The organism is Cellulomonas edaphi (assembly GCF_030362815.1).
Lineage (GTDB): Bacteria > Actinomycetota > Actinomycetes > Actinomycetales > Cellulomonadaceae > Cellulomonas > Cellulomonas edaphi.
Genome location: NZ_JAUCGR010000002.1, coordinates 1,146,338 through 1,171,810, shown reverse-complemented (window position 1 = coordinate 1,171,810; position 25,473 = coordinate 1,146,338). Strand labels below are relative to the sequence as shown.

The window sequence follows — 25,473 nt, the reverse complement described above, 5'->3', positions numbered from 1 at the left end:
GGTCGTGCGCCCCGAGCGTGGGTGGTGCGCGACGCGCGCTCGCGCCGTCCGACCCGCGGTCGGCGAATGGGGGGGCCGATGACGGGTCGAGCGCCCCCGGGATCGCGCCGCTGTCCAGCGCGCCACGAAGGCCGCCCCAGGAGCCGGCCTAGTCGCCGACCGCGGGTCGTGCGCCCCGAGCGCGGGTCGCGCGCGGCGCGCAATCGCGTCGTCCGACCCGCGGTCGGTGGTGGGAGGGCGGGCGGTTGCCGGGCGGGTTCGGGGGTGGGGGTGGGTCCCGGTAGCCTGGGCCGGTGAGCAACGAGATCGAGATCGGGCGCGGCAAGCGCGGCCGCCGGGCGTACTCCTTCGACGACATCGCCGTGGTGCCCTCGCGCCGCACGCGCGATCCCGAGGAGGTCTCGGTCGGCTGGCAGATCGACGCGTACCACTTCGACCTGCCGGTGGTCGCGGCGCCCATGGACTCGGTCATGAGCCCGGACACCGCGGTGGCGCTCGGCCGGCTGGGCGGTCTCGGCGTCCTGGACCTCGAGGGCCTGTGGACGCGGTACGACGACCCCACGCCGCTGCTCACCGAGATCGCATCGCTCGAGCCTGCGCGCGCCACGGCCCGCATGCAGGAGATCTACGAGGCGCCCATCCGCCCGGAGCTCATCACCGAGCGGCTGCGCCAGGTGCGCGACGCGGGTGTGACCGTGGCCGGTGCCCTGTCCCCGCAGCGGACGCAGGAGTTCTGGCGCGCCGTGGTCGACGCCGGCGTCGACCTGTTCGTCATCCGCGGCACCACCGTCTCCGCCGAGCACGTCTCCGGCAACGCCGAGCCGCTGAACCTCAAGCGGTTCATCTACGAGCTCGACGTCCCGGTGATCGTGGGCGGCGCCTCGACCTACACCGCCGCGCTGCACCTCATGCGCACCGGTGCCGCGGGCGTGCTCGTGGGCTTCGGCGGCGGCGCCGCGCACACCACGCGCACCTCGCTCGGCATCCACGCGCCCATGGCCACGGCCGTCGCGGACGTCGCGGCCGCGCGACGGGACTACCTCGACGAGTCGGGCGGCCGGTACGTCCACGTGATCGCCGACGGCGGCGTCGGCCGGTCGGGCGACCTGGTCAAGGCCGTGGCGTGCGGCGCCGACGCCGTGATGCTGGGCGCCGCGCTGGCCCGGGCCACCGACGCGCCGGGCCGCGGCTACCACTGGGGACCCGAGGCCCACCACGCCAAGCTGCCCCGCGGCGAGCGCGTCGAGGTCGGGACGTCCGGCACGCTGGAGCAGATTCTGTTCGGCCCCGGTCACACCGCGGACGGGACGCTCAACCTCATCGGCGCGCTGCGCCGCGCGATGGCCACGACCGGGTACTCCGACCTCAAGGAGTTCCAGCGGGTCGAGGTCGTCGTCTCGCCGTACCAGCCGCACTGAGGCGGACCCCAGACGCACCGGCGCCAACGCCAGGGGCACCTAGGAGCCAACGCCAGGGCACCCAGGCGCCAACGCCAGGGCACCCAGGCGCCAACGCCGGGGCACCCAGGCGCCAACGCCAGGGCACCCAGGAGCCAACGCCGGGGTAGCCGGGGCACCGGATGCGACGTATGCGTCCGGTGGACGTCGCGTGCACGTGTGGCCGAACTTCGGCACGGAACCGATCTGTAGGTCATGATCGACGTAGTGCCGGGCACCCAGCCCGGCAGTCCGCCGGACGGCCTGCACCCCAGGGGGTGCGCGTGCCCTTCGGGTGAGGTCACGCCCATCTGCACGCACCTGCCCCCGGGCAGCCCCAGAGCGGAGTCATCATGACCCCCACCACCGCACCCGTCCGCCCCGCGACCGCCAGTGACGGCCTCACGGCGCGCGAGCGGAACGTCAGCGAGTACACCGCGCTGAGCCAGGCCGTCACCGCCTCCGGCCTCATGCGACGTCGGTACGGCTACTACTGGACTCGCTTCTTCGTCCTCACGGCGCTGCTCGGCGCCGTGGTCGCCGCCGTAGTGCTCATCGGCGAGTCGTGGTGGCAGCTGGCGGTCGCGGCCGTCCTCGCCGTTGTGCTGGGGCAGGTGATGTTCCTGGGCCACGACGCCGCGCACCGGCAGATCTTCAAGTCCGGGCAGTGGAACGACTGGGCGAGCCTGGTCATCGCCAACCTGTACGCGGGGATGAGCTACGGCTGGTGGCAGCACAAGCACAGCCGGCACCACGCGAAGCCCAACCAGGTCGACGCCGATCCCGACATCAAGAACGACGTCGTGGTCTTCCACACCGAGGACGGCCCGATCGTGCGCACGGGGCTGCGCCGGTGGTTCGTCGGGCACCAGGGCTGGCTGTTCTTCCCGCTGCTGTTGCTCGAGGGCCTGAACCTGCACGTCTCCGGTGTGCGGACGCTGCTGGGTCGCGGCGAGGTCAAGCGTCGGCCCATCGAGCTCGTGCTCGTCTCGCTGCGCCTGGGCGGCTACCTCGCCCTCGTCTTCTGGTTCCTGTCGCCCCCCATGGCGCTCGCGTTCCTGGGTGTACAGCTCGGCATCTTCGGTGTGTACATGGGTGCGGTCTTCGCACCGAACCACAAGGGCATGCCCATCATCCCGCGCGGCGCCAGGATGGACTTCCTGCGCCGCCAGGTGCTGACCAGCCGCAACATCCGCGGCGGTCGCGTGATGTCGCTGCTCACCGGTGGGCTCAGCCTCCAGATCGAGCACCACCTGTTCCCGAGCATGCCGTCCATGAACCTGCGCAAGGCGCAGCCGATGGTGCGCGACTTCTGCCGTGAGCGCGGCGTGCCGTACGCCGAGACCTCGCTCATGCGCTCGTACGCGATCGTCGTCGCCTACCTCAACCGGGTCGGGCTGAAGTCCCGCGACCCCTGGGACTGCCCGATGGTGCAGCAGCTGCGCTAGCGCGTCGGTGCTTCGCGCCCAGGCGGCGCGCGTACCCTGACCGGCATGGCGCACGACCCGCACGGACCCGGATCAGCCGAGCTGCACGACCCGGAGACCGACCCGCTCGCCACCTACGTGCTGGAGCCGGACGACGTCAGGCCGCTGCTGGCGCGCGTCGTCGCGTCGCCCGGCGCGGCGACGCACACGTCGCTCGCACCGTTCACCGGTGCACCCATCGCCGCGATCCCGCTCTCGACCCCCGACGACGTGGCGCGGGCCGCGCGCGCCGCCCGCGCGGCCCAGAGGCTCTGGGCCGCCCGACCGCTGCGGGAGCGCACCGCGGTGCTGTCCCGGTTGCACGACCTGATGCTCGAGCGGCAGAGCGACGTGCTCGACCTCATCCAGCTGGAGAACGGCAAGGCCCGGGTCTCGGCGTTCGAGGAGATCTGCGACATCGCGCTCGTCGCGCGGCACTACGCGGCGCGTGCACGCCGCTACCTCGCGCCGCGACGCGTCGGCGGGCTCGTGCCCGCCCTGACCTCCGTCCAGGTGCTGCGCCACCCCGTCGGTGTCGTCGGGATCATCGCGCCGTGGAACTTTCCCCTCACGCTGACCATCGGCGACGTGCTGCCCGCGCTGGTCGCCGGCAACGCGGTCATCCTGCGACCCGACCCCCAGACCGCGCTCACCTGCCTGTGGGCGGCGGAGCAGCTCGAGGAGGCGGGGCTCCCGGAGGGTCTGCTGCAGATCGTCGTGGGCGACGGGCCCACCGTGGGCGCGGCCGTCGTCGAGAACGTCGACCATGTCTCGTTCACGGGTTCCACCCGCACCGGCCGGGTGGTCGCCGCCCAGGCGGGCGGCCGCCTGGTCCCCGCCACGCTCGAGCTGGGCGGCAAGAACCCGATGTACGTCGCGGACGACGTCGACATCGAGGCGGTGGCCGAGGGAGCCGTGCGGGCCTGCTTCGTCGGCACGGGCCAGGTGTGCGTCTCGATCGAGCGGATCTACGTGCGCACGGAGGTGTACGACGAGTTCGCCGCGGCCTTCGCCCGTCGCACGCGCGCGCTGCGCCTCGGCGCGGGTCTCGACTACCGGGCCGACGTCGGCTCGCTGACGTCGGCCGCCCAGCTCGCGACCGTGGTGGAGCACGTCGAGGACGCGATCGGCCACGGTGCCACCGTCCTGGCCGGCGCTGTGCACCGCACGGACCTGGGCCCCTGGTTCTACGAGCCGACGATCCTGGCGGACGTGCCGGCCGAGGCCCGCCTCGCTCGCGAGGAGACGTTCGGGCCGGTCGTGGCCCTGTACCGGGTGTCCTCCGACGACGAGGCGGTGGCCGCCATGAACGACAGCGAGTTCGGCCTCAACGCGAGCATCTGGACGGCCGACACCGCCCGGGGCGCGGCCCTCGCGCGCCGCGTGCACGCCGGGAGCGTGAACGTCAACGAGGGCTACGTGGCCACGTGGGGCTCGGTCGCGGCGCCGCAAGGGGGCGTGGGCGCCTCGGGCATCGGAGTCCGGCACGGCCGCGAGGGGCTGTGGGAGACCACGCGCCTGCAGTCGGTCGCGGTGCAGCACGGCGTGCACGGCCTCGTCGGGGGCCGCGGCCCGCGCATCGGGCTCGGGCGCCTGTACGGCCTGGGCGCGGAGACCTGGCCGGCGGTGTTCACCGAGCTGCTCCGTGCCATGAAGGCGGCACGCCTGCCCTGACGGGCCCGGCGCGCCGTCGGGCGCGACGCGCGCGCCGTCAGGCGTGCCCCGTGGCGGCGGGGGCCTCGTCCGAGCCCTCGCCGGTCAGTCCGGCGGCCTCCGTGACCTCGAGCGCCTGGCGGGCGATCGCGAGCTCCTCGTTGGTGGGGTAGACGACGATCGTCGCGCGGCTGACGTCGCGCGACACCACCGTCGGCTGCTTCTTGCGCCCCTCGTTGAGCGCCGGGTCCAGCTCGTACCCCAGGGGCTCGAGGCCGGCGCAGGTGAGCTCGCGCACGATGTCGTCGTTCTCGCCGACGCCCGCGGTGAACACGAGCGCGTCCACGCGCCCAAGCACGGCCGTGTAGGCGCCGACGTACTTGCGCAGGCGGTGCACGTACACGTCGAGCGCGAGCTGCGCGTCGGCGTCGCCCTGCGCGACCAGGTCGTGCAGGCCGCGCAGGTCGTTCTCCCCGGCCAGGCCCTTGAGCCCCGAGCGGCGGTTGAGCAGGTCGTCGATCCCGTCGACCGACAGCCCGGCGTTCCGCTGCAGGTGGAAGATGACCGCCGGGTCGATGTCGCCGGAGCGCGTGCCCATGACGAGGCCCTCGAGCGGCGTCATGCCCATCGACGTCTCGACCGCCTTGCCGCCGCGCACGGCCGAGGCCGACGCGCCGTTGCCCAGGTGCAGCACGATCGTGTTGAGGTCCTCGACGCGCCGGCCCAGGAAGCCGGCGACCTGCTGGGAGACGTAGTGGTGAGACGTGCCGTGGAACCCGTAGCGGCGCACGCCGTGCTCGCGGGCGACGTCGCGGTCGATCGCGTACGTGGACGCCGCCTCGGGCAGCCCGTGGAAGAAGGCGGTGTCGAAGACGACCACGTGGGGCACGTGCGGCAGCAGCTCGCGCGCGACGCGGATGCCCGTGACGTTGGCGGGGTTGTGCAGCGGGGCCAGGGGGGAGATCGCCTCGATCTGCGCGACCACGTCGTCGTCGACGAGCGCGGGGGTCGAGAACACGGACCCGCCGTGCACCACGCGGTGCCCCACCGCGAGCACCCCGGCCGACGACAGGTCGGGGCCGGCCTCCTCGAACGTGGCCAGGATGGCGCGCATGCCCGCGGCGTGGTCGGCGATCGGCTCGTCGCGCGTGACCTTCGTGTCGCCGGACGTGTGTGTCAGCGATCCGGTCTCCTCGCCGATCCTCTCGACGACCCCCGAGGCGACCGCGCGGCCCCCCACCGGGTCGACCAGCTGGTACTTGATCGACGACGAGCCCGAGTTGACGACGAGCACGGTGCCCTGGCTCATGCCTGGTCCCCTTCCGAGCGCGGCTGAGCCTCCGAGGCGGAGAGCGACTGAGCCTGGATGGCCGTGATGGCCACGGTGTTGACGATGTCCTGCACGAGCGCGCCGCGCGACAGGTCGTTGACGGGTTTGCGCAGACCCTGGAGCACGGGGCCGATCGCGATGGCGCCGGCCGAGCGCTGCACGGCCTTGTAGGTGTTGTTGCCCGTGTTGAGGTCGGGGAAGACGAACACGGTCGCGCGGCCGGCCACGGTGGAGTCGGGCAGCTTGGTCTGCGCCACCGAGGCGTCCACCGCCGCGTCGTACTGGATGGGCCCCTCGATGGACAGGTCCGGCCGGCGCTCGCGGACCAGCGCGGTGGCCTGCCGCACCTTGTCGACGTCGGCGCCCGTGCCCGACTCGCCCGTGGAGTAGGACAGCATCGCGATGCGCGGCTCGATGCCGAACTGCTCGGCCGTGCTGGCCGAGGAGATGGCGATGTCCGCGAGCTGCTCCGCCGTGGGGTCCGGGATCACCGCGCAGTCGGCGTAGACGAGCACGCGGTCCTCGAGGCACATGAGGAACGCGCTCGACACGTTGGAGACGCCCGGCGCCGTCTTGATGATCTCGAACGACGGCTTGATGGTGTGCGCCGTGGTGTGCGCGGCGCCCGACACCATGCCGTCCGCGAGACCGAGCTGCACCATCATGGTGCCGAAGTAGGACACGGACGGGACGATCTCGCGCGCGCGGTCGACGGTCATGCCCTTGTGGGCGCGCATCGTCGTGTACTCGTCGGCGAAGCGCGAGACCCACGCCTCGTCGTGCGGGTCGATGACCGCGGCGTCGTCCAGCGCCAGCCCCAGCTCGGTGGCCCGGGTGCGGATGGCCGCCTCGTCGCCGAGCAGCGTCAGCCGGGCGACGCCGCGCTGCAGCAGCGTGGACGCGGCGCGCAGGATGCGGTCGTCGTTCCCCTCCGGCAGCACGATGTGCTTGCGGTCCGCGCGGGCGCGGTCGAGCAGCTCGTACTCGAACATGAGCGGCGTCACGACCTCGGGCCGGACCACGTCGAGCGCCGCGAGCAGCGACGAGCCGTCCACGTGCTGCTCGAACAGTGCGAGCGCGGTGTCGACCTTGCGCTGCGAGTCGGCCGTGAGACGCCCGCGCGTGAGCGCCGCGGCGCTGGCCGAGCGGAACGTCCCGAGGTTGGTGGCGATGATCGGCAGCCGGGAGCCGATGCCCTCCAGCAGCCGGGTGATGGTGGGGGTGGGGCGGAAGCCGCCGTTGAGGATGATGCCGGCCAGGCTGGGGAACCCGTCGGCCTGGTGCGCCAGCAGCAGGCCGAGCAGCACGTCGGCGCGGTCACCGGGAGCGATGACCACCGCACCGTCGGCGAGCCTGTCGAGCAGGTGCTCGATGGACATCGCGCCCACCAGGACGTCGAGCACCTCGCGGGCCAGCAGGTCGGCGTCGCCGCCGATCTGCTCGCCGCCGACGGCGTCCATGAGCTGGCGCACGGTGGGTGCGGTCAGCAGAGGGCTCTCGGGGATGGCCCAGGCCGGGATCTCCGGCGTGCTGAGCGCGTCGCGCACCTCGTCGAGGCTCCCCGACGCCGTGCGGTTGGCGACGATCGCGGCGACCTGCGCGTGGTTGGCGTGCAGCTCCGCGACCGCCACCGTCGCGCCCTGGTGGATCGCGTCCGCGTGGCGTCCCCGGCCGTTGAGGACCAGCACGACGGGTGCCCCGAGGTTCGCGGCGATCCGGGCGTTGTAGGCGAGCTCGGTGGCGCCTGCGACGTCGGTGTAGTCGGTGCCGACCACCACGACGGCGTCGCACTGCCGCGCCACCTCGTGGTAGCGCGTGATGATCCGAGCCAGCGCGGCCTCCGGGTCGGGCAGCAGCTCCTCGTACGTGACGCCGATGCAGTCGTCGTATTCGAGGTCCACGCCGTCGTGCTCGAGCAGGAGCTCGAGCACGAAGTCCTTGGTCTCGGTGGATCGGGCGACCGGACGGAAGACGCCGACGCGCTGGACCGTCCGGCTCAGGAGGTCCACGAGCCCGAGTGCGACGGCTGACTTGCCGGTGTCGCCCTCGGGCGAGGCGACGTAGATGGTGCGTGCCACGGGTGGCGGCTCCTGTAGTCGTGCTGAAGGTGGCGGGGTGGGGGGGCCGCGGTCCGGCCCCACCACGCTCAGCTACTCGTTGTCCCCGCCGGTCGAGATCGTCGCCGCCACCTGCGAGGAGTCGGCGAGGTCCTGCGCGTCCGGCCACACCCAGTCACGCACCTCCGGGAGGTCGTCGCCGTGCCGCCGCGTGTACTCCCGGGCCGCCAGGCGGGCGTCCACCATCTTCTGCCGCAGCGGCGCCTGCGCCGCGCCCAGGTGCGGCACCTGGTCGATCACGTCGATCACCAGGTGGAACCGGTCGAGGTCGTTGAGCATCACCATGTCGAACGGCGTGGTGGTGGTGCCCTCCTCCTTGTAGCCGCGCACGTGGATGTTGGCGTGGCCGTTGCGGCGGTAGGTGAGGCGGTGGATGAGCCACGGGTAGCCGTGGTAGGCGAAGATCACCGGCCGGTCGGCGGTGAACAATCCGTCGAACTGCCGGTCGGACAGGCCGTGCGGGTGCTCGCGCTCGTCCTGCAGCCGCATGAGGTCGACCACGTTGATGACGCGCACCTTGAGGTCGGGCAGCTCGCGCTTGAGGATGTCGGCGGCGGCCAGCACCTCGAGCGTCGGGACGTCGCCCGCGCAGCCGAGGACGACGTCGGGCTTCTCCCCGGCCACCTCGGTGCCGGCCCAGTCCCAGATGCCCAGGCCGCGCGTGCAGTGCGCCACCGCCTGGTCCATGGTCAGGAAGTTGGGCGCGGGCTGCTTGCCGCTGACCACGACGTTGACGTACTGCCGGCTGCGCAGGCAGTGGTCGTACGTGGACAGCAGCGTGTTGGCGTCCGGCGGGAAGTACACCCGGACAACCTCGGACTTCTTGTTCACCACGTGGTCGACGAACCCGGGGTCCTGGTGGCTGAAGCCGTTGTGGTCCTGGCGCCAGACGTGGCTCGACAGCAGGTAGTTCAGGCTCGCGATGGGCCGCCGCCACGGGATGTCGTTGGTGACCTTGAGCCACTTGGCGTGCTGGTTGAACATCGAGTCGATGATGTGGATGAACGCCTCGTAGCAGTTGAACAGGCCGTGCCGACCGGTCAGGAGGTAGCCCTCGAGCCACCCCTGGCACTGGTGCTCGCTGAGCATCTCCAGCACGCGGCCCGCGCGGGAGAGGTGCTCGTCGACCTCGGGACCCTCGAACTGGGCGTTCCACTGCTTGTCGGTGACGTCAAACACCGCCTGGAGTCGGTTGGACGCCGTCTCGTCGGGCCCGAAGATCCGGAAGTTGGTCGGGTTCTGCCGGATGACGTCCGTGAGCCACTCGCCCAGGACGCGCGGCGCCTCGCTGATGGAGCCGCCCGGCACGGGCACGTCGACCGCGTAGTCACGGAAGTTGGGCAGCCGCAGGTCCTTGAGCAGCAACCCGCCGTTCGCCTGCGGGTTGGCGCTCATCCGCAGGTCGCCCTCCGGCGCCAGCGCGCGGATGTCGTCGATCACGTGACCGTTCTCGTCGAACAGCTCGTTGATGTTGTAGGACTCGAGCCACTGCCGGAGCACGTCGAGGTGCTCCGGGGTGTCCCGCGCGTTGGCCAGCGGCACCTGGTGGGCACGCCACGAGCCCGTCGTCTTCTTGCCGTCGATGGTCGCCGGGCCGGTCCAGCCCTTGGGGGTGCGGAACACGATCATGGGCCAGCGGGGGCGGCTCTCGTCACCGTCGTGCGCGCGCGCCTTGATGTCCGCGATCTCGTCGAGCACCTCGTCGAGCAGGGCCGCGAACCTTCCGTGGATGCTCTCGTGCGACTCGTCGTCGAAGCCCGCGACGAAGACGTGCGGCTTGTGCCCGTACCCCTTCATGAGGTCGACCAGCTCGTCGTCGTCGATGCGCGCCAGGACCGTCGGGTTGGCGATCTTGTACCCGTTGAGGTGCAGGATCGGCAGGACGACGCCGTCGTGCACGGGGTTGACGAACTTGTTGGAGTGCCAGCTCGTCGCGAGCGGCCCGGTCTCCGCCTCGCCATCGCCCACCACGGCGGCGACGAGCAGGTCCGGGTTGTCGAACGCGGCACCGTACGCGTGGCTCAGCGCGTACCCGAGCTCGCCGCCCTCGTGGATGGAGCCGGGCGTCTCGGGAGCGACGTGGCTCGGGATGCCGCCTGGGAAGGAGAACTGCCGGAACAGGCGGCGCAGGCCCTCGGTGTCCTCGGTGATGTCCGAGTAGTACTCGGAGTAGGTGCCGTCGAGGTACGCGCTCGCGACGAGGCCGGGTCCGCCGTGCCCGGGGCCCGTCACGTAGATGGTGGACTGCTGGCGCTCGGCGATGGCGCGGTTGAGGTGCGCGTAGAGGAAGTTGAGACCCGTCGTGGTGCCCCAGTGGCCCAGCAGGCGTGGCTTGACGTGCTCACGCGTGAGCGGCTCCCGGAGCAGCGGGTTGTTGAGCAGGTAGATCTGGCCCACCGAGAGGTAGTTGGCCGCGCGCCACCACTTGTCGATGCGGGCCAGCGTGGCGGTGTCGATCTCTCCCGACGCGACACTGCTCCGTGCGCGCCAGGTGGTTCCCGCAGACGTCGTCGTGCTCATGCGTGCTCCCCGTCGTCTCCCGACGAGTCCTCCCCGCCGGCCCGATTCCAGCCAACCGTGCGCCATCCGCGCCCGGCGGGACTTGGGTCCCAGAAGGCCGCGACCAGCATCGACGCACCACCAGCCATACAACCGCAAACGGGCCGGAAACGCAGCGGGTGACGAGTGAACGCTCGGGTGCGTGACCTGCGCTAGTGGTCGTTCGCGATGCCGGTCGGAGCACGGGCACGGGTTACCGTGGATCGTGCCCGACCCGACCACCCCCGCGCCGGCCCCCGCGCCCGCCCCGGGGCCTGCGGCGGACGGCTGGGAGGTGGCCTCTCGACGACCCCCGACGACGATGTGGCGCGCGGCGGTGCGCCCCCGCATGGTGGCCCTGCTGCTGCTCCTGCTGGGCGCGGCCTTCGTATGCGGCCGGCTCGGCGTGTGGCAGCTGGACCGCGCCCAGATCCGCGGCGCGGGTGCCCAGGAGCGGCACGTGGCCGAGCAGCTCGCCGCGGATCCTGTGCCCATCCTCGACGTGCTGCGGCCGCAGACGCCGTTCGAAGGTGCGGACGTGGCGCGCAAGGTGAGCGTCGAGGGCACCTACGACGCGTCGGGCCAGCTGGTGGTCCCGGACCGCGCGCACGACGGCCGGACCGGCTACCTGGTCCTCACGCCGCTGCGGGCGCGCGAGGGTGTCCTGCCCGTGGTGCGCGGCTGGGTGGCGCAGCCGGACGACGCCGACGTGCCGCCCGCCGGACCGGTGTCCGTGGAGGGCTTCCTCCAGGCCTCGGAGGGATCGGGCGCCGAGATCGCCGACGGCCGGACGGAGGCGATCAGCTCCGCGCAGCTGGTGGGGCAGTGGGGCGGCCCCATCTGGACCGGGTACCTCGTGCTCTCGTCGTCCGACCCCGCGCAGTCCGACGAGGTCGCGCTGCTGGGGCTGCCCACCAAGCCGGGCGAGGGCCTCAACCTGCAGAACCTCGCCTACGCCGCGCAGTGGTGGATCTTCGGCACCTTCGCCGTGCTGCTGTGGCTGCGGCTCGTGCGGGACGAGGCGAGGGGCGACGGGCTCGGCGACGCGCGGGATGACGGCCGCGACGAGGCGGTCCCGGACGCGGATGGCGCGCGCCCGGCCTGAGTGTGGCCGATGTCCCATCGCGCCATATGTCTCGGCGGGACATTTGAGCGTAGTGTGGTGCTCATGACCGAGCACTCGAGCGAGCCGCGCCGCGAGCGCAAGGCGCGGCGCACGCGTGACGCGCTCGCGGACGCCGCACTCGACCTGGTGCTCGAGCGCGGGCCCGAGGGCTACGGCGTCGAGGACGTGACCGACCGTGTCGACGTCTCGCGCCGCACCTTCAGTCGCTACTTCGCGACCAAGGAGGAGGCTGCGCTGGACTTCCTGCGCCAGGACCTCGGTCGGGTCAACGCCCTGGTGGCGGACCGGCCCGCGGACGAGAGTCCGGTCGAGGCCTACGTCGCCGCGCTGCGCACCTGGATGCGCGAGGACGAGCACCCCGCGTGGCACCGCAGCACGCGCAGCAAGTCGGTGCTGCGGCTGGTCGAGGGCGACGCGGGGCTCCGTGCCGCCTACCGCGCGATCCTGGCCGAGGCGCAGGACGAGACCGCACGCGTCGCCGCCGACCGGCTCGGGGTGCGGGCGACGGACCTGCGGCCCGCGACGCTCGCCGCCGTGGCGACGTCGGGCCTCACGACGGCCGGCCGCGCCTGGCTCGCGGGCGACGACCTCGACCTGCCCGATGCCATCGACCAGGTGTTCGCGATCTTGCACACGGACATCGCCGCGGTGCGACCGCGGCCGGCCTGACCGTCCGCCTCAGCACCACCCCCACCGAACCTCACACCGGAGTCATCCATGTCCCACGCGCCACGCCACGCCGTCGCGCTCCGAGCCGTCCACGTGCTGCGCCAGCCGCGCACCTGGGCGCTACCCACCTCGGTCGTGGCCGTCGTCGCCCTGCTGCTCTCGCTGCTGTACATGGGCGGGATCCTCAACCCGCAGGCGGACCTGTCGCGGTTGCCCGTCGCGCTGGTCAGCTCGGACGAGGGAGCGACCGTCGGTGGGACCCACCGCAACGCCGGTGACCAGGTGGTGCAGGCCATCACCGCGAACGAGGACCCGGCCGTGGACTGGCAGGTCATGTCCGCCCAGGAGGCGCGCGCGGCGCTCGCCCACGACGAGGTGTTCGGCGCCCTCGAGATCCCGGCGGGCTTCACGTCGTCGCTCGCAGCGCTCGCCGCGCCAGGTGCCGATCCCGCACGGCCCACCATCACGGTGCTGACCAACCAGGCCGCCGGAAGCCTGGGTTCGTCGTTCGCCTCGAACGCCGCCCAGACGGCGGCGCACCAGGCGTCCGCGAAGATCGGCGCGCAGCTCACGGAGCAGGCGTCGGCCGGGGCCGACTCCCGTCCCGCGGCGGCGACGTTGCTGCTCGCCGACCCGGTCGCGGTCGTCGTCGAGCCCGGCCACGCGCTCGGCACGCACTCCGGCGCCGGCCTCAGCGCCTTCTACTTCACGCTGCTGCTGGTGCTCGCGGGCTTCATCGGCGCGACGGTCGTCAGCACCGCCGTGGACGGTGCGCTCGGCTACGCCGACACCGAGTACGGGCCGTTCCACTCCCGCCGGCCAGCGGCCCCCATCAGCCGGGCGCAGACCTTCCTGGTGAAGTCCGCGATCTCCGTGGTGCTCGCGCTCGCGACGTCGGCGATCGTGATGTTCGCGACGATCACGCTGCTGGGCATGGACGCCGGCCACCTGCCGCTGCTGTACGCGTTCTCGGTGTGCGCGTCCGCGGCCGTCGCGCTGGGCGTGCACGCCATCAACACCGTGTTCGGCGGGCTCGGGCAGCTGGTGTCGATGTTCGTGTTCATCGTGCTGGCGCTGCCGTCGTCGGGCGCCACCGTCCCGCTCGAGGCGCTGCCGTCCTTCTACCGGTTCCTGTCCACCTTCGAGCCCATGCGGCAGCTCTCGGACGGCGTGCGGTCCATCCTCTACTTCAACGCGCAGGCCACCGGTGCGCTGCCCCGCGCGTGGTCGATGATCGCGCTCGGGACGGTGCTGGCCGTGGTCGGCGGCCTCGTCGCCGCCCGGTTCTACGACCGCCGCGGCCTGCGCCGGCTGGGCGCCCCGACCCTGGTCAGCGTTCCGACGGGCGCTGCCGCAGCTGCTTGATGCTCCGGCGCCGCTGCTCCTCGGCCTTGCGCCTCTCGCGAGACCCGCGGCTGGGGCGGGCGGCGCGCCGCGGCGGCCCCGGGGGAGCGAGAGCCTCGTCGAGCAGTGCCGTGACGCGGGCGAGGGCCGCATCCCGGTTGCGGAGCTGCGAGCGGTGCTCCGAGGCGGCGACGGTGAGGATCTCGCCGCGCAGGCGCGAGGCGAGCCGCTCGAGCACGCGCTCGCGCTGGGAGGCGCTCGCCCACGCGATCCCGTCGAGGTCGACCGACAGCTCGGCGCGGGAGTCGGTGGTGTTGACCGACTGACCGCCGGGACCGCTCGACCGGGAGAATCGCCACGTGAGGGCGTCGTCCGGGATGACGACGCCCCCGCGCAGGACGACAGGACCGACCACGTCGGCTACTCGTGCTGCCAGGAGTGCCACAGCGCGGCGTAGTCCCCGCCCGCGGCCACCAGCTCGTCGTGCGAGCCGATCTCCGTGATGCGACCACCGTCGACGACGGCGACGCGGTCGGCGTCGTGCGCAGTGTGCAGCCGGTGCGCGATCGCGACCACGGTGCGTCCCGCGAGCACGCCGTTGAGCGAGCGCTCGAGGTGCCTCGCCGCACGGGGGTCGAGCAGCGAGGTCGCCTCGTCCAGGACGAGCGTGTGCGGGTCGAGCAGCACGAGACGCGCCAGGGCGATCTGCTGAGCCTGGGCGGGCGTCAGTGGCGCGCCGCCCGAGCCGACCTCGGTGCCGAGGCCGTCGGGCAGCGCGGCCACCCAGGCCCAGGCGTCCACGGCCTCGAGCGCGCGCCGCAGGGCCTCGTCGTCGGCCTCGGCGTCGGCCAGGCGCAGGTTCTCGGCGACGGTGCCCACGAAGACGTGATGCTCCTGCGTCACCAGCGCGACGTGCCCCCGCAGCTCCTCGAGCGGAAGGTCGATCAAGGGCACACCGCCCACGCTCACCGTGCCGCCCGAGGGCGGGTGGATACCGGCGAGCATGCGCCCGAGCGTGGACTTGCCGGCGCCCGAGGGGCCGACGACCGCGAGCCGCTCCCCGGCCGCGAGGTCGAGGTCGATGCCATGCAGCACGTCATGCCCCTCGCGGTACGCGTAGCGCAGGGAGCGCGCGGCGATGTCCTCGTCGGTCGGGGTCCCGGGACGCTCGACGCGGTCGGTGTCGACGAGCTGCACACCCACGATGCGGGCGAGCGACGTGGCGGCCACCTGGATCTCGTCGACCCAGAAGATGAGCTCCCACACCGGGCCGGTCACCTGGTAGGTGTAGAGCACGATCGTCGTCACGACGCCGAGGCTGACGTGCTGGTTCGACGCCAGCCACCCGCCCCACAGCAGGACGGCGACCGGGGCGAGCACGAATGTCAGGTCGATGCCTGGGAAGAGCACCGTGCGCAGGTTGAGGGTGTACTTCTCCGCCTCGAAGGCCTCGCGCAGGTCCGCGTCGACGCGGTCCATGCGGCGGCGGCCCAGGCGCAGCGCGTCGACCGTGCGGGCACCCTCGACCGACTCCGTGATGGTGCCGTTGAGGGCAGCGTACGCGGCGGACTCGCGCTGGTACGCCGGCGTCGCCCGCCGCAGGTACCACCGGACGACGACCATCATCGAGGGCACCCCGACGAACATCGCGACGGCGACGAGTGGGGACAGCACGAGGCTCGCGACGATCGTGAGCGTGATGGTCACGACCGCGACGATGACCCGCGGCACACCGAACCGGACGGCGTGCTGGAGGCGGTTGACGTCGTTGGTGGTGCGAGCTACAAGGTCGCCGGTTCCCGCGCGCTCGACCGTCGACAACGGCAACGAGGTGACGGTCTCGATGAACTCCTCGCGCAGCTGGGCGAAGACCATCTCGCCGAACACCATCGACGAGCGCTGCGCGAAGCGGATGAGCACGGTCTGGGCGAGCACCGCGGCCGCGCCGATGGCGATGAGCGCGTCGACGTAGCCGGAGGTGGTCCCGTCGGCGACGGCGTCCACGAGGCGGCCCATGAGCCACGGACCCGTGAGGCCCGCGATCGCCGCGAGGGTGTGCAGGGCCGCGATCTTCGTCAGCGGCGCACGGTGCAGGCGGAACAGGTGCGCGGCGTAGGCACGCACCTGGGTCGGGTCGGCGATGGGGAGCTTCATGCCCGGCCTCCTGTCGTGTCTGCGGTGCGGTCGTCCAGCCGGTCTGCCAGCAGGGCGTCGAACGCCTCGTCGCTCAGCGGGTCGTCGTCGGCCTCGACGACCATCGCGACACCGCTCGCGGGCGTGTCCTCCTCCATGCTCCGCCCGACCACCCGGTGGTAGCCCGGTGCCCACGGTTCGGTGGACGCCAGCAGCTCGGCGTGGGTGCCGCGCGCCACGACGCGACCGTCGCGGACGAACTGCACCTCGTCGACGTGGTCGAGCACGAGCGGGGACGCGGTCACCACGAGCGTGGTGCGGCGGCCGCGCGCCTCGACGAGCCGGGCCGCGATGCGCGCCTCGGTGTGCGCGTCCACGGCGGACGTCGGCTCGACGAGCACGAGGATCTCCGGGTCGAGCAGGAGCGCGCGGGCCAGGGCGACGCGCTGGCGCTGACCGCCGGACAGCGAGCGTCCCTTCTCGGGCAGCTCGCCGAGCAGGCCGTCCGGCGTGGAGTCCACGACGTCGTGCGCGTCCGCGAGGGCGATCGCCCGCAGCAGCCGCTCCTCGTCACCCACGCCGTGCACGTCGAGCTCGGCGGCCAGGGTCCCGGAGAACAGGTGCGGCGTGGCCTCGGCGACCACCACGCGCTCGCGCACGGCGTGCTTGTCGAGGTCGGCCAGGCGGACGCCGCCCAGCGTCACGGGCGTGGCGGCCTCCGCCTCGTCGTCGAACCGCCCGAGGCGGGTGGCGATCGCGGCGGACTCGTCGGGGTCGCCCGAGACCAGCGCGACCAGCCGGCCCGGCTCCAACCGCACGCCGCTCGTCTCGTCGACCAGGACGACACCGGGCGCCGGCATCTCGACCGTGCCCGGCGTGGCACCCGTGGACGGGACGACGCGCAGGACGCCCACCACCTTGCCGGCGCCGACGTGGGCGCGCGTGGCGGACTGCACCATCATCGTGGCGTTCTGCACGGGCCAGCCGAGGAACGCGGCGTACCCGTACGTCGCCACGAGCTGACCGGGCGTGATGGTCCCGTCGACCGCCATGTGCGCGCCGAGCCACACGAGCACGACGACGAACGAGCCGGGCAGCAGCACCTGGAGCGCGTCGAGCCAGGACTGCGTGCCGGCCACCTCGACGCCGCGCGTCCGCACCAGCTGCGACTGCGCGCGGTAGCGCGCGTTGAAGACGGCCTCGCCGCCGATCCCGCGCAGGATGCGCAGGCCGGAGACCGTGTCGGAGCCGAGCGTGGTCAGCCGCCCCGACGCCTCGCGCTGCGCCACCTGGCGGCGCTGCAGCGGTCGCACGATCGCGCCGAGGCTGATCGCGACCGCCGGGAGCCCGAGCACGACCACCAGCCCGAGGGGCACCGAGACCCGCAGCATCAGCACGGCGACGATCGCGTAGGCGACGACGCTGCCGACGAAGCGCGCGAGCACGGCGTAGAGCTCGCCGACCCGCAGCGCGTCGTTGGCGACGGCGGAGACGACCTCGCCGGTCGGCAGCTCGGCGGTGATCGCCGCGCCGGAGCGCGACACGGTCCCGCCGACCAGCTGCGAGGACGTGAACGACGCGCGCAGCCAGTTCGCGACGTCGTAGCGGTGCCCGAACGCGCTCGCGGTCGCGCTGATGCAGCCGAACAGGCCCAGGAGACCGGCAGCGCGCCACAGGTCGGGCCCGAAGCCGTGCGCGAGGCCCGAGTCGATGGCGTGACCGGTCAGGTAGGGCAGCGCCGCCTGGCACGCGAAGAGCACGGTCCCCAGCAGCACGGCGACGACGAGGATGCCCCACTGCTTGCGGGCCAGCCACCACAGGTACGCGATGGGGCCGGACAGCGGCGGGGTGCCCGGGTCGTCGAGGGGAAGGGATCGCACGGGCGTCAACGCTACGTGCCGCCACCGACACGTCGCTCATCCTTTTCCGCTGGTCCGCGCGCGACCGGTGCTCTGCCGCGTGGAGGTGCGGCGTCCCCCGAGCGACGGGCGCTGCTGGACAACCGGTGAGGGCGCGCCCGGGGCCGACTACCCTGTGGGGGTGACGCAGACGCCCCCTCCCGCGCACCGCCCGGTGCTCGTCGTCGACTTCGGCGCCCAGTACGCCCAGCTCATCGCGCGCCGCGTGCGCGAGGCCAACGTGTACTCCGAGATCGTGCCGCACACCGCATCGGTGGCCGACCTGCTGGCCAAGGACCCCGCGGCGATCATCCTGTCCGGCGGACCGTCGTCGGTCTACGCCACCGGCGCCCCGTTCGTCGACCCGGCGCTCTTCGAGGCCGGCGTGCCGGTCCTCGGCATCTGCTACGGGTTCCAGGCGATGGCCGCCGCGCTGGGCGGCACGGTCGCGCAGACCGGCCAGCGTGAGTACGGCGGCACGGCCGTCGAGGTCACGAGTGCCGGCACCGTCCTGTCAGGGAGCCCCGAGCAGCAGACGGTGTGGATGAGCCACGGCGACGCCGTGCATGCCGCACCCGAGGGCTTCGAGGTGCTCGCCACGTCGTCGGGCTCGCCGGTCGCCGCGTTCGAGGACCGCGCGCGTCGACTGTTCGGCGTGCAGTGGCACCCCGAGGTCAAGCACTCGCCGCTGGGGCAGAAGGCGCTCGAGAACTTCCTGTACGAGGGCGCGGGCCTGGCGCCCGACTGGAACGCGGGCAACGTCGTCGCCGAGCAGGTCGAGCGCATCCGGGCCCAGGTGGGCTCCGCGCGCGTCATCTGCGGGCTGTCGGGCGGCGTGGACTCCTCCGTCGCCGCCGCGCTCGTGCAGAAGGCCGTCGGCGACCAGCTGACCTGCGTCTTCGTCGACCACGGCCTGCTGCGCTCCGGCGAGGCCGAGCAGGTGGAGAAGGACTTCGTGGCCTCGACGGGCGTCAACCTCGTCGTCGTCGACGCGCGCGACAGGTTCCTGCGGGCGCTCGCGGGACACACCGACCCCGAGACCAAGCGCAAGATCATCGGGCGCGAGTTCATCCGCGTGTTCGAGGACGCGGCCCGGGAGATCGTGGCGGGGAGCGACGAGGACGTGAAGTTCCTCGTGCAGGGCACGCTGTACCCGGACGTCGTGGAGTCGGGTGGCGGAGAGGGTGCGGCCAACATCAAGTCGCACCACAACGTGGGTGGCCTGCCCGACGACCTGCAGTTCGAGCTCGTCGAGCCGCTGCGGACGCTGTTCAAGGACGAGGTGCGCGCGGTCGGTCTGGAGCTGGGGGTGCCCGAGGGCATCGTCTGGCGTCAGCCCTTCCCCGGGCCCGGGCTGGGCATCCGCATCATCGGCGAGGTCACGGCCGAGCGCCTCGACGTGCTGCGTGCCGCGGACGTCATCGCACGCGAGGAGCTCAGCAAGGCGGGCCTGGACCGCGACATCTGGCAGTGCCCCGTGGTGCTGCTGGCCGACGTGCGCTCGGTGGGCGTGCAGGGCGACGGCCGCACCTACGGCCACCCGATCGTGCTGCGCCCGGTCTCCTCCGAGGACGCGATGACGGCGGACTGGACGCGTCTGCCGTACGACGTGCTCTCCGTGATCTCCACGCGCATCACCAACGAGGTGCCCGAGGTGAACCGCGTCGTGCTCGACGTGACGAGCAAGCCGCCGGGCACCATCGAGTGGGAGTGACGTCACGTCGATGACGTGCAGCCCGCGCCCGCGCGCGGGCGCCCCATCGTGCAGTCGACGAGAGGAAGCACCCCTGTGAGCGAGACCCCGACCACCGTGCCCGAGCAGCCCTCGGCGCGCCCCGCCGACGCCGAGTGGGCACGCAAGGCGCGCGGCGCCCTGCTGCGCTACCGCGTGATGGCGTGGATCACGGGCACCATGCTGCTGCTCCTGTGCCTCGAGCTCGTGCTCAAGTACGGGTTCCACGCCAACGGGTACGACGCGGCGGGCAACGCCAACCCGGTGATCGGCAACTGGGTCGCGTTCGCGCACGGGTGGATCTACGTCGTCTACCTCGTCACGGTCGTCAACCTGTGGTCGACGATGCGCTGGCGGCTCGGCCGCCTGGCGACGCTCGCCGCGGCCGGCGTCGTCCCGGTCATGTCCTTCGTCCTCGAGCGCAAGGCCCACGCCCAGGGGCTCGCCCGGATCGAGGCCTCGGAGCGCTGACCTCGAAGCGCTGACCTCGGGCGACTCGCCCGATCCCTTTTGCCCCACATTGTGGTGCGTCGCCTACCAGGCTCGATATGGTCGACCTGCAGGAACGCATCGTCTGGGGCCGCCGGGGCCCCGCCGGGCCCGTTTCTCGGGGCTCGAACTTCGGGGGTAGGGGAGGGACCGGGGAATGGCTACGAACTCGGGCAAGTCCGGAGGCGTCAAGGGCATCGGCCTGGTGACGATCATCCTGGGCATCATCTTCGTGGTGGCCGGTGCCGTCACGTGGGGTGCCGTGACCACCAACCTCGCCGCGGAGAAGATCACGGTCTCCGACGACGCCAGCAACTTCCAGGGGCAGCTGGTCGACACCCCGTGGGAGGCGTGGGTCCAGGCGGACGTCATCAACAAGCACGCGCTGGAGGCCTCGGGCGGCAAGACGTACGCGGAGCTTCCGCAGGACGACCCCAAGCGGGACACCGTCATGACGGCCTCGTTCCTGCGTGCCTCGCTCTTCACGTCCGTCGTGGCCTTCGGCGTGGCGCTGCTCGTCGTGGGCATCGGCGTCTCGCTGCTGCTCATCGGGTTCGCGCTGCGCAAGGTCGGCGCGCACCTGGCGTCGGGTGACGCCGTGACGGCCGAGTCCGCCCACCCCTACCAGCAGACCGCTCCGGCGGCTGCGGCCGCGCCTGCAGCAGCCGCCGCTCCGGCAGCGCCCGCCGCGGCACCGGCGCACGCTGCGGCACCCGCCGCTCCGACTGCCGCGGGAGCACCCGCCCCGGCGCGCTCTGCTGCCGCGGCACCGCCCGCGGCCTCGGCCCCGCCTGCGACCTCGGCTCCGGCCGCGCCGCCGGCGAGCACCACAGGCGAGACGACGACCGGCGAGCCGCCGTCGCGCTCGATCTGATCCAGGCACCAGCGCGCACGACCACGACGGCGGCCGCTCCCGAGGGGGCGACCGCCGTCGTCATGCGGGGTCAGCGTCGGGCGTTCCTCGCGCCCGACACGATCGACCCCACCAGCAACGCGACCCCTCCAGCCGCGAGCAGCACGATGAGCGTCAGCTGCGCGTCGATCCGCGCTCCCGCGGCCCACGCAAGGATCCAGATGCCGGCGGCGACGAGCATGAGTCCCCACACCACGGTGCTGACCCGTAGGCGCCGGCGCTCGGGGGGCTCGGTGGGCTCGGGGGGCTCGACCGTCGCGGTGCGAGTCGTGGCGGGCGCCGACGTGGGTGCGGCCGTCGGCGCGGACGTGGGGGCGGGCTCGCTGGGCTGTGCCGGCGCCGGGACCGTCCGTGCGGGCTTCTCCAACGGCACACCCGCCCCTCCGGACACTCCGGACACCGCGGGGGCCGGCGTGACCGGCTGACGGGCCGTGTCGTTCGCGGCAAGGACGGCCGTCTCGTCGGTGACGTCGCGCGGAAGCACGGCCGTCTCGTCGGCGGCGCTGGTGGGGAGCACGGCCGTCTCCTCCGAAGCGCTGGTCGGGAGCACGGCCGTCTCGTCGTCGCGGTTGCCGGCCGGCCGCTCCACGATGGCGCCCGTCGAGGTGTCGGGGTCCACCTCGGCCGCATCGTGGGTGCCCGCGTCGGCCTCGCCGTCGTCGGTGACCCCGCCGCTGTCGCTCACGTCTCCGCTGGCCTCGGCCCCGGGGGCCACCGCGGGCAGGACCGCCGTGTCCTCGCCGTCGAGGTCCGCGGCCGCGGTCTGATCCGCGGCGGGCGCGTCGACGACCTCGGCCGTCACGGCACTGGGCTCGTCCTGCGGCAGGCGCTTCTTGGCGGTCATGAGTCCTCCCGGATGATGGTGACGTTCCCGGCGCCGACGCTGATGCGCAGGTTCAGCTGAGCCGACCCGTTGGCGGCCGCGTCGTCGGTGAAGGTGCGGGTTTCGGTCGACAGGCCGTCGGCCCGCTCGGTCGGGCCGCCGACGTCCCAGGTGACCTGCCCGGCGCGCAGCCGGACGTCGGCCGACACCGCTGCGTCGCTCGGCACGACGACGGTGAGGTCGCCGGCGCCCACTGAGAGCGGCACCTCGAGCAGCTCGCCGCTCATGGGCACGTCGGACACGTCCACGTGCGCCTGTCCGAAGCCGAGCGCGTAGCCCTCGGCGGCCTCGGTGCGGTCGGTGACGTGCACCGTGACGTCACCGGCGAAGCGGTGCATCCCGTTCTCGTTCCAGCTCCACTCGCTGGGGCTGGCCGCGCCGATCGGCAGGGCGACGACGATGCCGACGATCGCCAGGAAGCCGAGCACGCCGCTCGAGCGGCCCCGGAAGCCCGACACGATGATGCCGAGGCCGCACAGGACGACGCCGATGCCGAGGGCGGTGAGCACCACGGGGCCGTCGAAGCTGCCCGTGCGGTCCGCGGCGAGCAGCACCGCAAGGGTGAGCAGGCCGAGCGCGACGACGATGCCGACCGTGGCCACTCCCGGCCCGTACGTGCGGGGCTTGTGGTGCTTGGGCGGCTTCACGGCGACCACCGGCGGCACCGGTCCGTACGGAGGCTGGACGGTGTGCGCGGTGGCCGGGCCACCGGATCCGGCGGTGCCGAGGCCGTGGGCGCCGGAGTACGGCTGGCCCGGGTACGGGGAGTACGGCTGGGTGCTGGACGGCTGGGGCGCGTACGCCTGACCGGCGTACGGCTGGGGCGCGTACGCCTGACCGGCGTACGCCTGGGTCGCGTGCGGCTGACCGGCGTGCGGCTGCGACGCGTAGGGCGCTGCCGACGAGCCTTGGCCCGGGGCACCGGGAGCACCCGGCTGCGGCGAGGGGTACGGCCCGTACGGCCCGGGGGGCACCGGCGGTCGTCCGTTGCTGCGCTTGTTGAGCGCGACCACGATCGCCACGACGACGGCCGCGATGAACCCGAACCACAGCAGCCCGGCGAGCACGTGGAAGATCCCGCCGACCCAGGGTGGCTCACCGCCCCAGAACCAGACGACGTTGCCGCCGCGGCCCAGGCCGATCACGGTGAAGGCGAGGGCGCCCACGATGGCGATGTCGAAGCGGCCCGCGAGCAGCTCCTCCGCGTGGATGCGCCCGTCGCGCCGCTCGGGGAGCAGGGCCCACGCCACGCCGTAGAACAGGAAGCCGATGCCGCCGATGAGGAAGGAGGCTGCGAAGATGCCGCGCCACAGCAGCGGGTCGTACCCCGTGCGGTTGGCCAGGCCGGCGCACACGCCGCCGATCCAGCGGTCGTCGGCGCGGGAGATGCCGAGGCGCCGGACGGCTCCGAAGAACCCGCTCGTGCTCGACGGCACCTGCGGGCGCGGCGGGCTCGCGGCGCTCTCGCCCGACGAGCCCGGACCGCCTGACGGTCCCGGCGTGGCCGCCGGGGCGGGTGCTGCACCGCCCTCGGGTGACGGGGTGCCGGCGGTCTGGCCGCCGGGGGAGTTCGTGTCCATGGCTCGATCTTGACCTCGCCCCCGCGCCGCCGGTATCGGGAGGCACCCTGAACGGACCCTGACCGAGCCCCGGAAGTCCTGACGTCCACCCCTGATCTCGGCGGGATCGGCACTCGGGGGCACCGCTCGCGTGTGACGATCGACCCGTGAGTCCCACTGCCCTCGTGCCGCCTGCCGCGCGGCTGCCGCTGCGCCGACCCGAGCGCGGGCGCTGGCTGGGCGGCGTCGCGATCGGGCTGGCCGCGCACCTGGACGTCCCGGTCGGCTGGGTGCGCGCGGCGTTCGTCGTCCTGGCGCCCTTCGGGGCGCTCGGCATCTTCCTCTACGTGTTCTGGTGGCTGGCGGTCCCGGTGGGGGATCCCGCGGATGCCGCCGCCGCGGTGCGCCCCGCTGCACTGTCGCGGCTCGCGCGACCCCAGGGCTCGGGCGAGAGCGAGCGGCGCTGGCCGGTCACGGACGTGGCCGTCGGTGTCCTGCTGGTGGTGCTCGCGGTCGTCCTCATCGCGGTGCGGGCCGACCGCGTCAAGCTGGACTGGGTGCTTCCCTCGCTGCTGGTGCTGGCGGGACTGGGGCTGGCGTGGAGCCAGCTCGATGCCGCGCAACGCGGACGCCTGCGCCGCCGTGCCGGTGGCAAGACGCCGGTCTCGGTGCTGCGCCTGCTGGGCGGCGTGCTGCTCGCCGGTGTGGGCGTGCTCCTGCTGGTCGGGCAAGGGACGGGGGAGGGCGTCGAGCCGCAGGCCCTCGTGCAGTCGTTCGTGGCGTCGATCGCGGTGCTCGGCGGGGTCGCGCTGGTGCTCACGCCCTGGTGGATCCGGCTCGTGCGCGAGCTCGGCGACGAGCGTGCCGCCCGTGCGCGCGAGTCGGAGCGCGCGGACATCGCCGCGCACCTGCACGACTCAGTGCTCCAGACCCTGGCGCTCATCAGGTCCCGAGCGGACGACCCCGCGGAGGTGGCGCGCATGGCCCGCGCGCAGGAGCGCGAGCTGCGCGAGTGGTTGTACGACGACAGGCCGGTCCCTGGTACATCGGTCGCGGCCGCGCTGCGCGGCATCATCGCCGAGGTCGAGGACTCGCGGTCGGGGCCGTCGGGCGACCCGGTCGCGATCGAGGCCGTCGTCGTGGGCGACCACGTTCCCGACGCCGGGACCGAGGCGCTGCTGCAGGCCACGCGCGAGGCGTTGGTCAACGCCGTCGTGCACGGCCGACCCCCGGTGTCGCTGTACCTCGAGGTGGGTCCGAGTGCGGTCGAGGTGTTCGTGCGCGACCACGGCGACGGCTTCGACCTCGACGCGATCGGCCCCGACCGGTTCGGGGTCCGGGAGTCCATCATCGGGCGGGTCCGGCGCCGCGGCGGCGAGGCGACCGTCGACTGCCGACCCGGCCGCGGGACCGAGGTGCACCTGACGGTGCCGGTGGGTGCGCACCCCCAGGACGACGAGCTGGGCCAGGATGGACCGGAGACCCCGGTCGAGCACCCACGTGAGGACAAGGCATGAGCGAGGACGACCTCGTGGCGGTGGACGTCGTCCTCGTCGACGACCACCACATGTTCCGCACCGGCGTGAAGGCCTCGCTCGACGGCGGCGTGCACGTCGTGGGCGAGGCCGACACCGTCGACACCGCGATCGCGCTGGTGCGCGAGGTGCTGCCCCCCGTGGTGCTGCTGGACGTGCACCTGCCGGGCGGCGACGGGGGTGGCGGCGCGGAGGTGATCCGCGCGTGCAGCGACCTGCTGGGCACGACGAGGTTCCTCGCGCTGTCGGTGTCGGACGCGTCCGAGGACGTCGTCGCGGTGATCCGCGCCGGTGCGCGCGGCTACGTGACGAAGGCGATCGACGGGCCGGGGCTGTCCGACGCAGTGCGCAGGGTGGCCGGCGGCGACGCGGTGTTCTCCCCGCGGCTCGCGGGGTTCGTGCTGGACGCGTTCGGCGCGGCCGCCGGTGACGTGGCCACAGGCGACGACGAGCTCGACCGGCTCTCGGCGCGCGAGCGCGAGGTCATGCGCCTCATCGCCCGCGGTTTCTCCTACCGCGAGGTCGCCTCGGAGCTGTTCATCTCCATCAAGACCGTCGAGACCCACGTCTCCGCGGTGCTGCGCAAGCTGCAGCTGTCGAGCAGGCACGAGCTCACCCGGTGGGCGGCCGCCCGTCGCCTGCTGTGACCACC

General features: G+C 73.1%; 19 protein-coding genes. 11 read left to right on the top strand and 8 right to left on the bottom strand.

Going from position 1 to position 25,473, the window contains the following annotated elements; genetic code table 11:
- The first annotated feature begins 293 nt into the window (after positions 1 to 293).
- From QRT05_RS11485 to QRT05_RS11475, 3 genes are all read left to right on the top strand, one after another.
- Complete coding sequence (locus QRT05_RS11485; RefSeq protein ID WP_289447365.1) at positions 294 to 1,418, top strand: GuaB3 family IMP dehydrogenase-related protein; 1,125 nt, start codon at positions 294 to 296, stop codon at positions 1,416 to 1,418.
- 371 nt (positions 1,419 to 1,789) lie between these two features.
- Positions 1,790 to 2,884: a fatty acid desaturase family protein gene (locus QRT05_RS11480; protein ID WP_289447364.1), complete on the top strand. Its 1,095-nt coding sequence runs from the start codon at positions 1,790 to 1,792 to the stop codon at positions 2,882 to 2,884.
- Positions 2,885 to 2,929: 45 nt separating this feature from the next.
- On the top strand, positions 2,930 to 4,576 hold the full coding sequence (locus QRT05_RS11475) for a succinic semialdehyde dehydrogenase (protein WP_289447363.1): 1,647 nt from the start codon (positions 2,930 to 2,932) through the stop codon (positions 4,574 to 4,576).
- A gap of 37 nt (positions 4,577 to 4,613) precedes the next feature.
- Here QRT05_RS11475 and QRT05_RS11470 read toward each other — a convergent pair whose 3' ends face one another.
- The 3 genes from QRT05_RS11470 to QRT05_RS11460 all read right to left on the bottom strand — a co-directional run bounded on the left by QRT05_RS11470 (position 4,614) and on the right by QRT05_RS11460 (position 10,522).
- A complete protein-coding gene (locus QRT05_RS11470; RefSeq protein WP_289447362.1) occupies positions 4,614 to 5,864 on the bottom strand; it encodes an acetate/propionate family kinase in 1,251 nt (416 codons plus the stop codon).
- Positions 5,861 to 7,963: a phosphate acetyltransferase gene (gene pta / locus QRT05_RS11465; RefSeq protein WP_289447361.1), complete on the bottom strand. Its 2,103-nt coding sequence runs from the start codon at positions 7,961 to 7,963 to the stop codon at positions 5,861 to 5,863. The genes QRT05_RS11470 and pta overlap by 4 nt, the downstream gene beginning before the upstream one ends.
- Before the next feature lie 72 nt (positions 7,964 to 8,035).
- Complete coding sequence (locus tag QRT05_RS11460; RefSeq protein WP_289447360.1) at positions 8,036 to 10,522, bottom strand: phosphoketolase family protein; 2,487 nt, start codon at positions 10,520 to 10,522, stop codon at positions 8,036 to 8,038.
- 244 nt (positions 10,523 to 10,766) lie between these two features.
- Between QRT05_RS11460 and QRT05_RS11455 the strand changes: the two genes are divergently transcribed.
- The 3 genes from QRT05_RS11455 (at position 10,767) to QRT05_RS11445 (ending at position 13,700) form a co-directional block, all read left to right on the top strand.
- Positions 10,767 to 11,645 carry an SURF1 family protein gene (locus QRT05_RS11455; protein ID WP_289447359.1) on the top strand — a complete coding sequence of 293 codons (879 nt, stop codon included), beginning with the start codon at positions 10,767 to 10,769 and terminating at the stop codon, positions 11,643 to 11,645.
- Positions 11,646 to 11,708: 63 nt separating this feature from the next.
- Positions 11,709 to 12,335, top strand: coding sequence for an acyl-CoA-like ligand-binding transcription factor (locus tag QRT05_RS11450; RefSeq protein ID WP_289447358.1), 627 nt, complete (start codon positions 11,709 to 11,711; stop codon positions 12,333 to 12,335).
- A 48-nt stretch (positions 12,336 to 12,383) separates the two neighbouring features.
- Positions 12,384 to 13,700: a YhgE/Pip domain-containing protein gene (locus QRT05_RS11445; protein ID WP_289447357.1), complete on the top strand. Its 1,317-nt coding sequence runs from the start codon at positions 12,384 to 12,386 to the stop codon at positions 13,698 to 13,700.
- On the opposite strand, the gene arfB is transcribed toward QRT05_RS11445, so the two are convergent.
- The 3 genes from arfB to QRT05_RS11430 are packed head-to-tail and all read right to left on the bottom strand — an operon-like array spanning position 13,666 to position 17,692.
- Positions 13,666 to 14,094 carry an alternative ribosome rescue aminoacyl-tRNA hydrolase ArfB gene (gene arfB / locus QRT05_RS11440; protein WP_289447356.1) on the bottom strand — a complete coding sequence of 143 codons (429 nt, stop codon included), beginning with the start codon at positions 14,092 to 14,094 and terminating at the stop codon, positions 13,666 to 13,668. The genes QRT05_RS11445 and arfB overlap by 35 nt on opposite strands.
- A 5-nt stretch (positions 14,095 to 14,099) precedes the next feature.
- Positions 14,100 to 15,833, bottom strand: coding sequence for an ABC transporter ATP-binding protein (locus QRT05_RS11435; protein WP_289447355.1), 1,734 nt, complete (start codon positions 15,831 to 15,833; stop codon positions 14,100 to 14,102).
- A complete protein-coding gene (locus QRT05_RS11430) occupies positions 15,830 to 17,692 on the bottom strand; it encodes an ABC transporter ATP-binding protein (protein WP_289447354.1) in 1,863 nt (620 codons plus the stop codon). Before QRT05_RS11430 ends, QRT05_RS11435 begins: the two co-directional genes overlap by 4 nt.
- A gap of 160 nt (positions 17,693 to 17,852) precedes the next feature.
- Here QRT05_RS11430 and guaA point away from each other — a divergent pair, with 160 nt between their 5' ends.
- The 3 genes from guaA to QRT05_RS15530 all read left to right on the top strand — a co-directional run bounded on the left by guaA (position 17,853) and on the right by QRT05_RS15530 (position 20,805).
- Positions 17,853 to 19,424: a glutamine-hydrolyzing GMP synthase gene (guaA, locus tag QRT05_RS11425; protein ID WP_289447353.1), complete on the top strand. Its 1,572-nt coding sequence runs from the start codon at positions 17,853 to 17,855 to the stop codon at positions 19,422 to 19,424.
- Positions 19,425 to 19,499: 75 nt separating this feature from the next.
- Positions 19,500 to 19,913 (top strand): DUF3817 domain-containing protein, encoded by a 414-nt coding sequence (locus QRT05_RS11420; protein ID WP_289447352.1) that lies wholly within the window; start codon positions 19,500 to 19,502, stop codon positions 19,911 to 19,913.
- 175 nt (positions 19,914 to 20,088) lie between these two features.
- Positions 20,089 to 20,805: a hypothetical protein gene (locus QRT05_RS15530; protein ID WP_326522645.1), complete on the top strand. Its 717-nt coding sequence runs from the start codon at positions 20,089 to 20,091 to the stop codon at positions 20,803 to 20,805.
- Between the two features lie 70 nt (positions 20,806 to 20,875).
- On the opposite strand, the gene QRT05_RS11410 is transcribed toward QRT05_RS15530, so the two are convergent.
- Positions 20,876 to 21,688 (bottom strand): hypothetical protein, encoded by an 813-nt coding sequence (locus tag QRT05_RS11410; protein WP_289447351.1) that lies wholly within the window; start codon positions 21,686 to 21,688, stop codon positions 20,876 to 20,878.
- Positions 21,685 to 23,307, bottom strand: coding sequence for a PspC domain-containing protein (locus tag QRT05_RS11405; protein ID WP_289447350.1), 1,623 nt, complete (start codon positions 23,305 to 23,307; stop codon positions 21,685 to 21,687). Before QRT05_RS11405 ends, QRT05_RS11410 begins: the two co-directional genes overlap by 4 nt.
- 146 nt (positions 23,308 to 23,453) lie before the next feature.
- Here QRT05_RS11405 and QRT05_RS11400 point away from each other — a divergent pair, with 146 nt between their 5' ends.
- Entirely contained in the window at positions 23,454 to 24,803 is a 1,350-nt protein-coding gene (locus QRT05_RS11400; protein WP_289447349.1) for an ATP-binding protein, read from the top strand.
- The gene (locus tag QRT05_RS11395; protein ID WP_289447348.1) at positions 24,800 to 25,468 is read left to right on the top strand and encodes a LuxR C-terminal-related transcriptional regulator; all 669 of its coding nucleotides are present in this window, start codon (positions 24,800 to 24,802) and stop codon (positions 25,466 to 25,468) included. Before QRT05_RS11400 ends, QRT05_RS11395 begins: the two co-directional genes overlap by 4 nt.
- Positions 25,469 to 25,473 lie beyond the last annotated feature (5 nt).

Coding starts and splice junctions, on each gene's coding strand:
- QRT05_RS11480 (WP_289447364.1), top strand. CDS start 1,790: ATGACCCCCACCACCGCACCCGTCCGCCCCGCGACCGCCAGTGACGGC.
- QRT05_RS11475 (WP_289447363.1), top strand. CDS start 2,930: ATGGCGCACGACCCGCACGGACCCGGATCAGCCGAGCTGCACGACCCG.
- QRT05_RS11470 (WP_289447362.1), bottom strand. CDS start 5,864: ATGAGCCAGGGCACCGTGCTCGTCGTCAACTCGGGCTCGTCGTCGATC.
- QRT05_RS11460 (WP_289447360.1), bottom strand. CDS start 10,522: ATGAGCACGACGACGTCTGCGGGAACCACCTGGCGCGCACGGAGCAGT.
- QRT05_RS11450 (WP_289447358.1), top strand. CDS start 11,709: ATGACCGAGCACTCGAGCGAGCCGCGCCGCGAGCGCAAGGCGCGGCGC.
- QRT05_RS11445 (WP_289447357.1), top strand. CDS start 12,384: ATGTCCCACGCGCCACGCCACGCCGTCGCGCTCCGAGCCGTCCACGTG.
- QRT05_RS11435 (WP_289447355.1), bottom strand. CDS start 15,833: ATGAAGCTCCCCATCGCCGACCCGACCCAGGTGCGTGCCTACGCCGCG.
- QRT05_RS15530 (WP_326522645.1), top strand. CDS start 20,089: ATGGCTACGAACTCGGGCAAGTCCGGAGGCGTCAAGGGCATCGGCCTG.
- QRT05_RS11410 (WP_289447351.1), bottom strand. CDS start 21,688: ATGACCGCCAAGAAGCGCCTGCCGCAGGACGAGCCCAGTGCCGTGACG.
- QRT05_RS11405 (WP_289447350.1), bottom strand. CDS start 23,307: ATGGACACGAACTCCCCCGGCGGCCAGACCGCCGGCACCCCGTCACCC.
- QRT05_RS11395 (WP_289447348.1), top strand. CDS start 24,800: ATGAGCGAGGACGACCTCGTGGCGGTGGACGTCGTCCTCGTCGACGAC.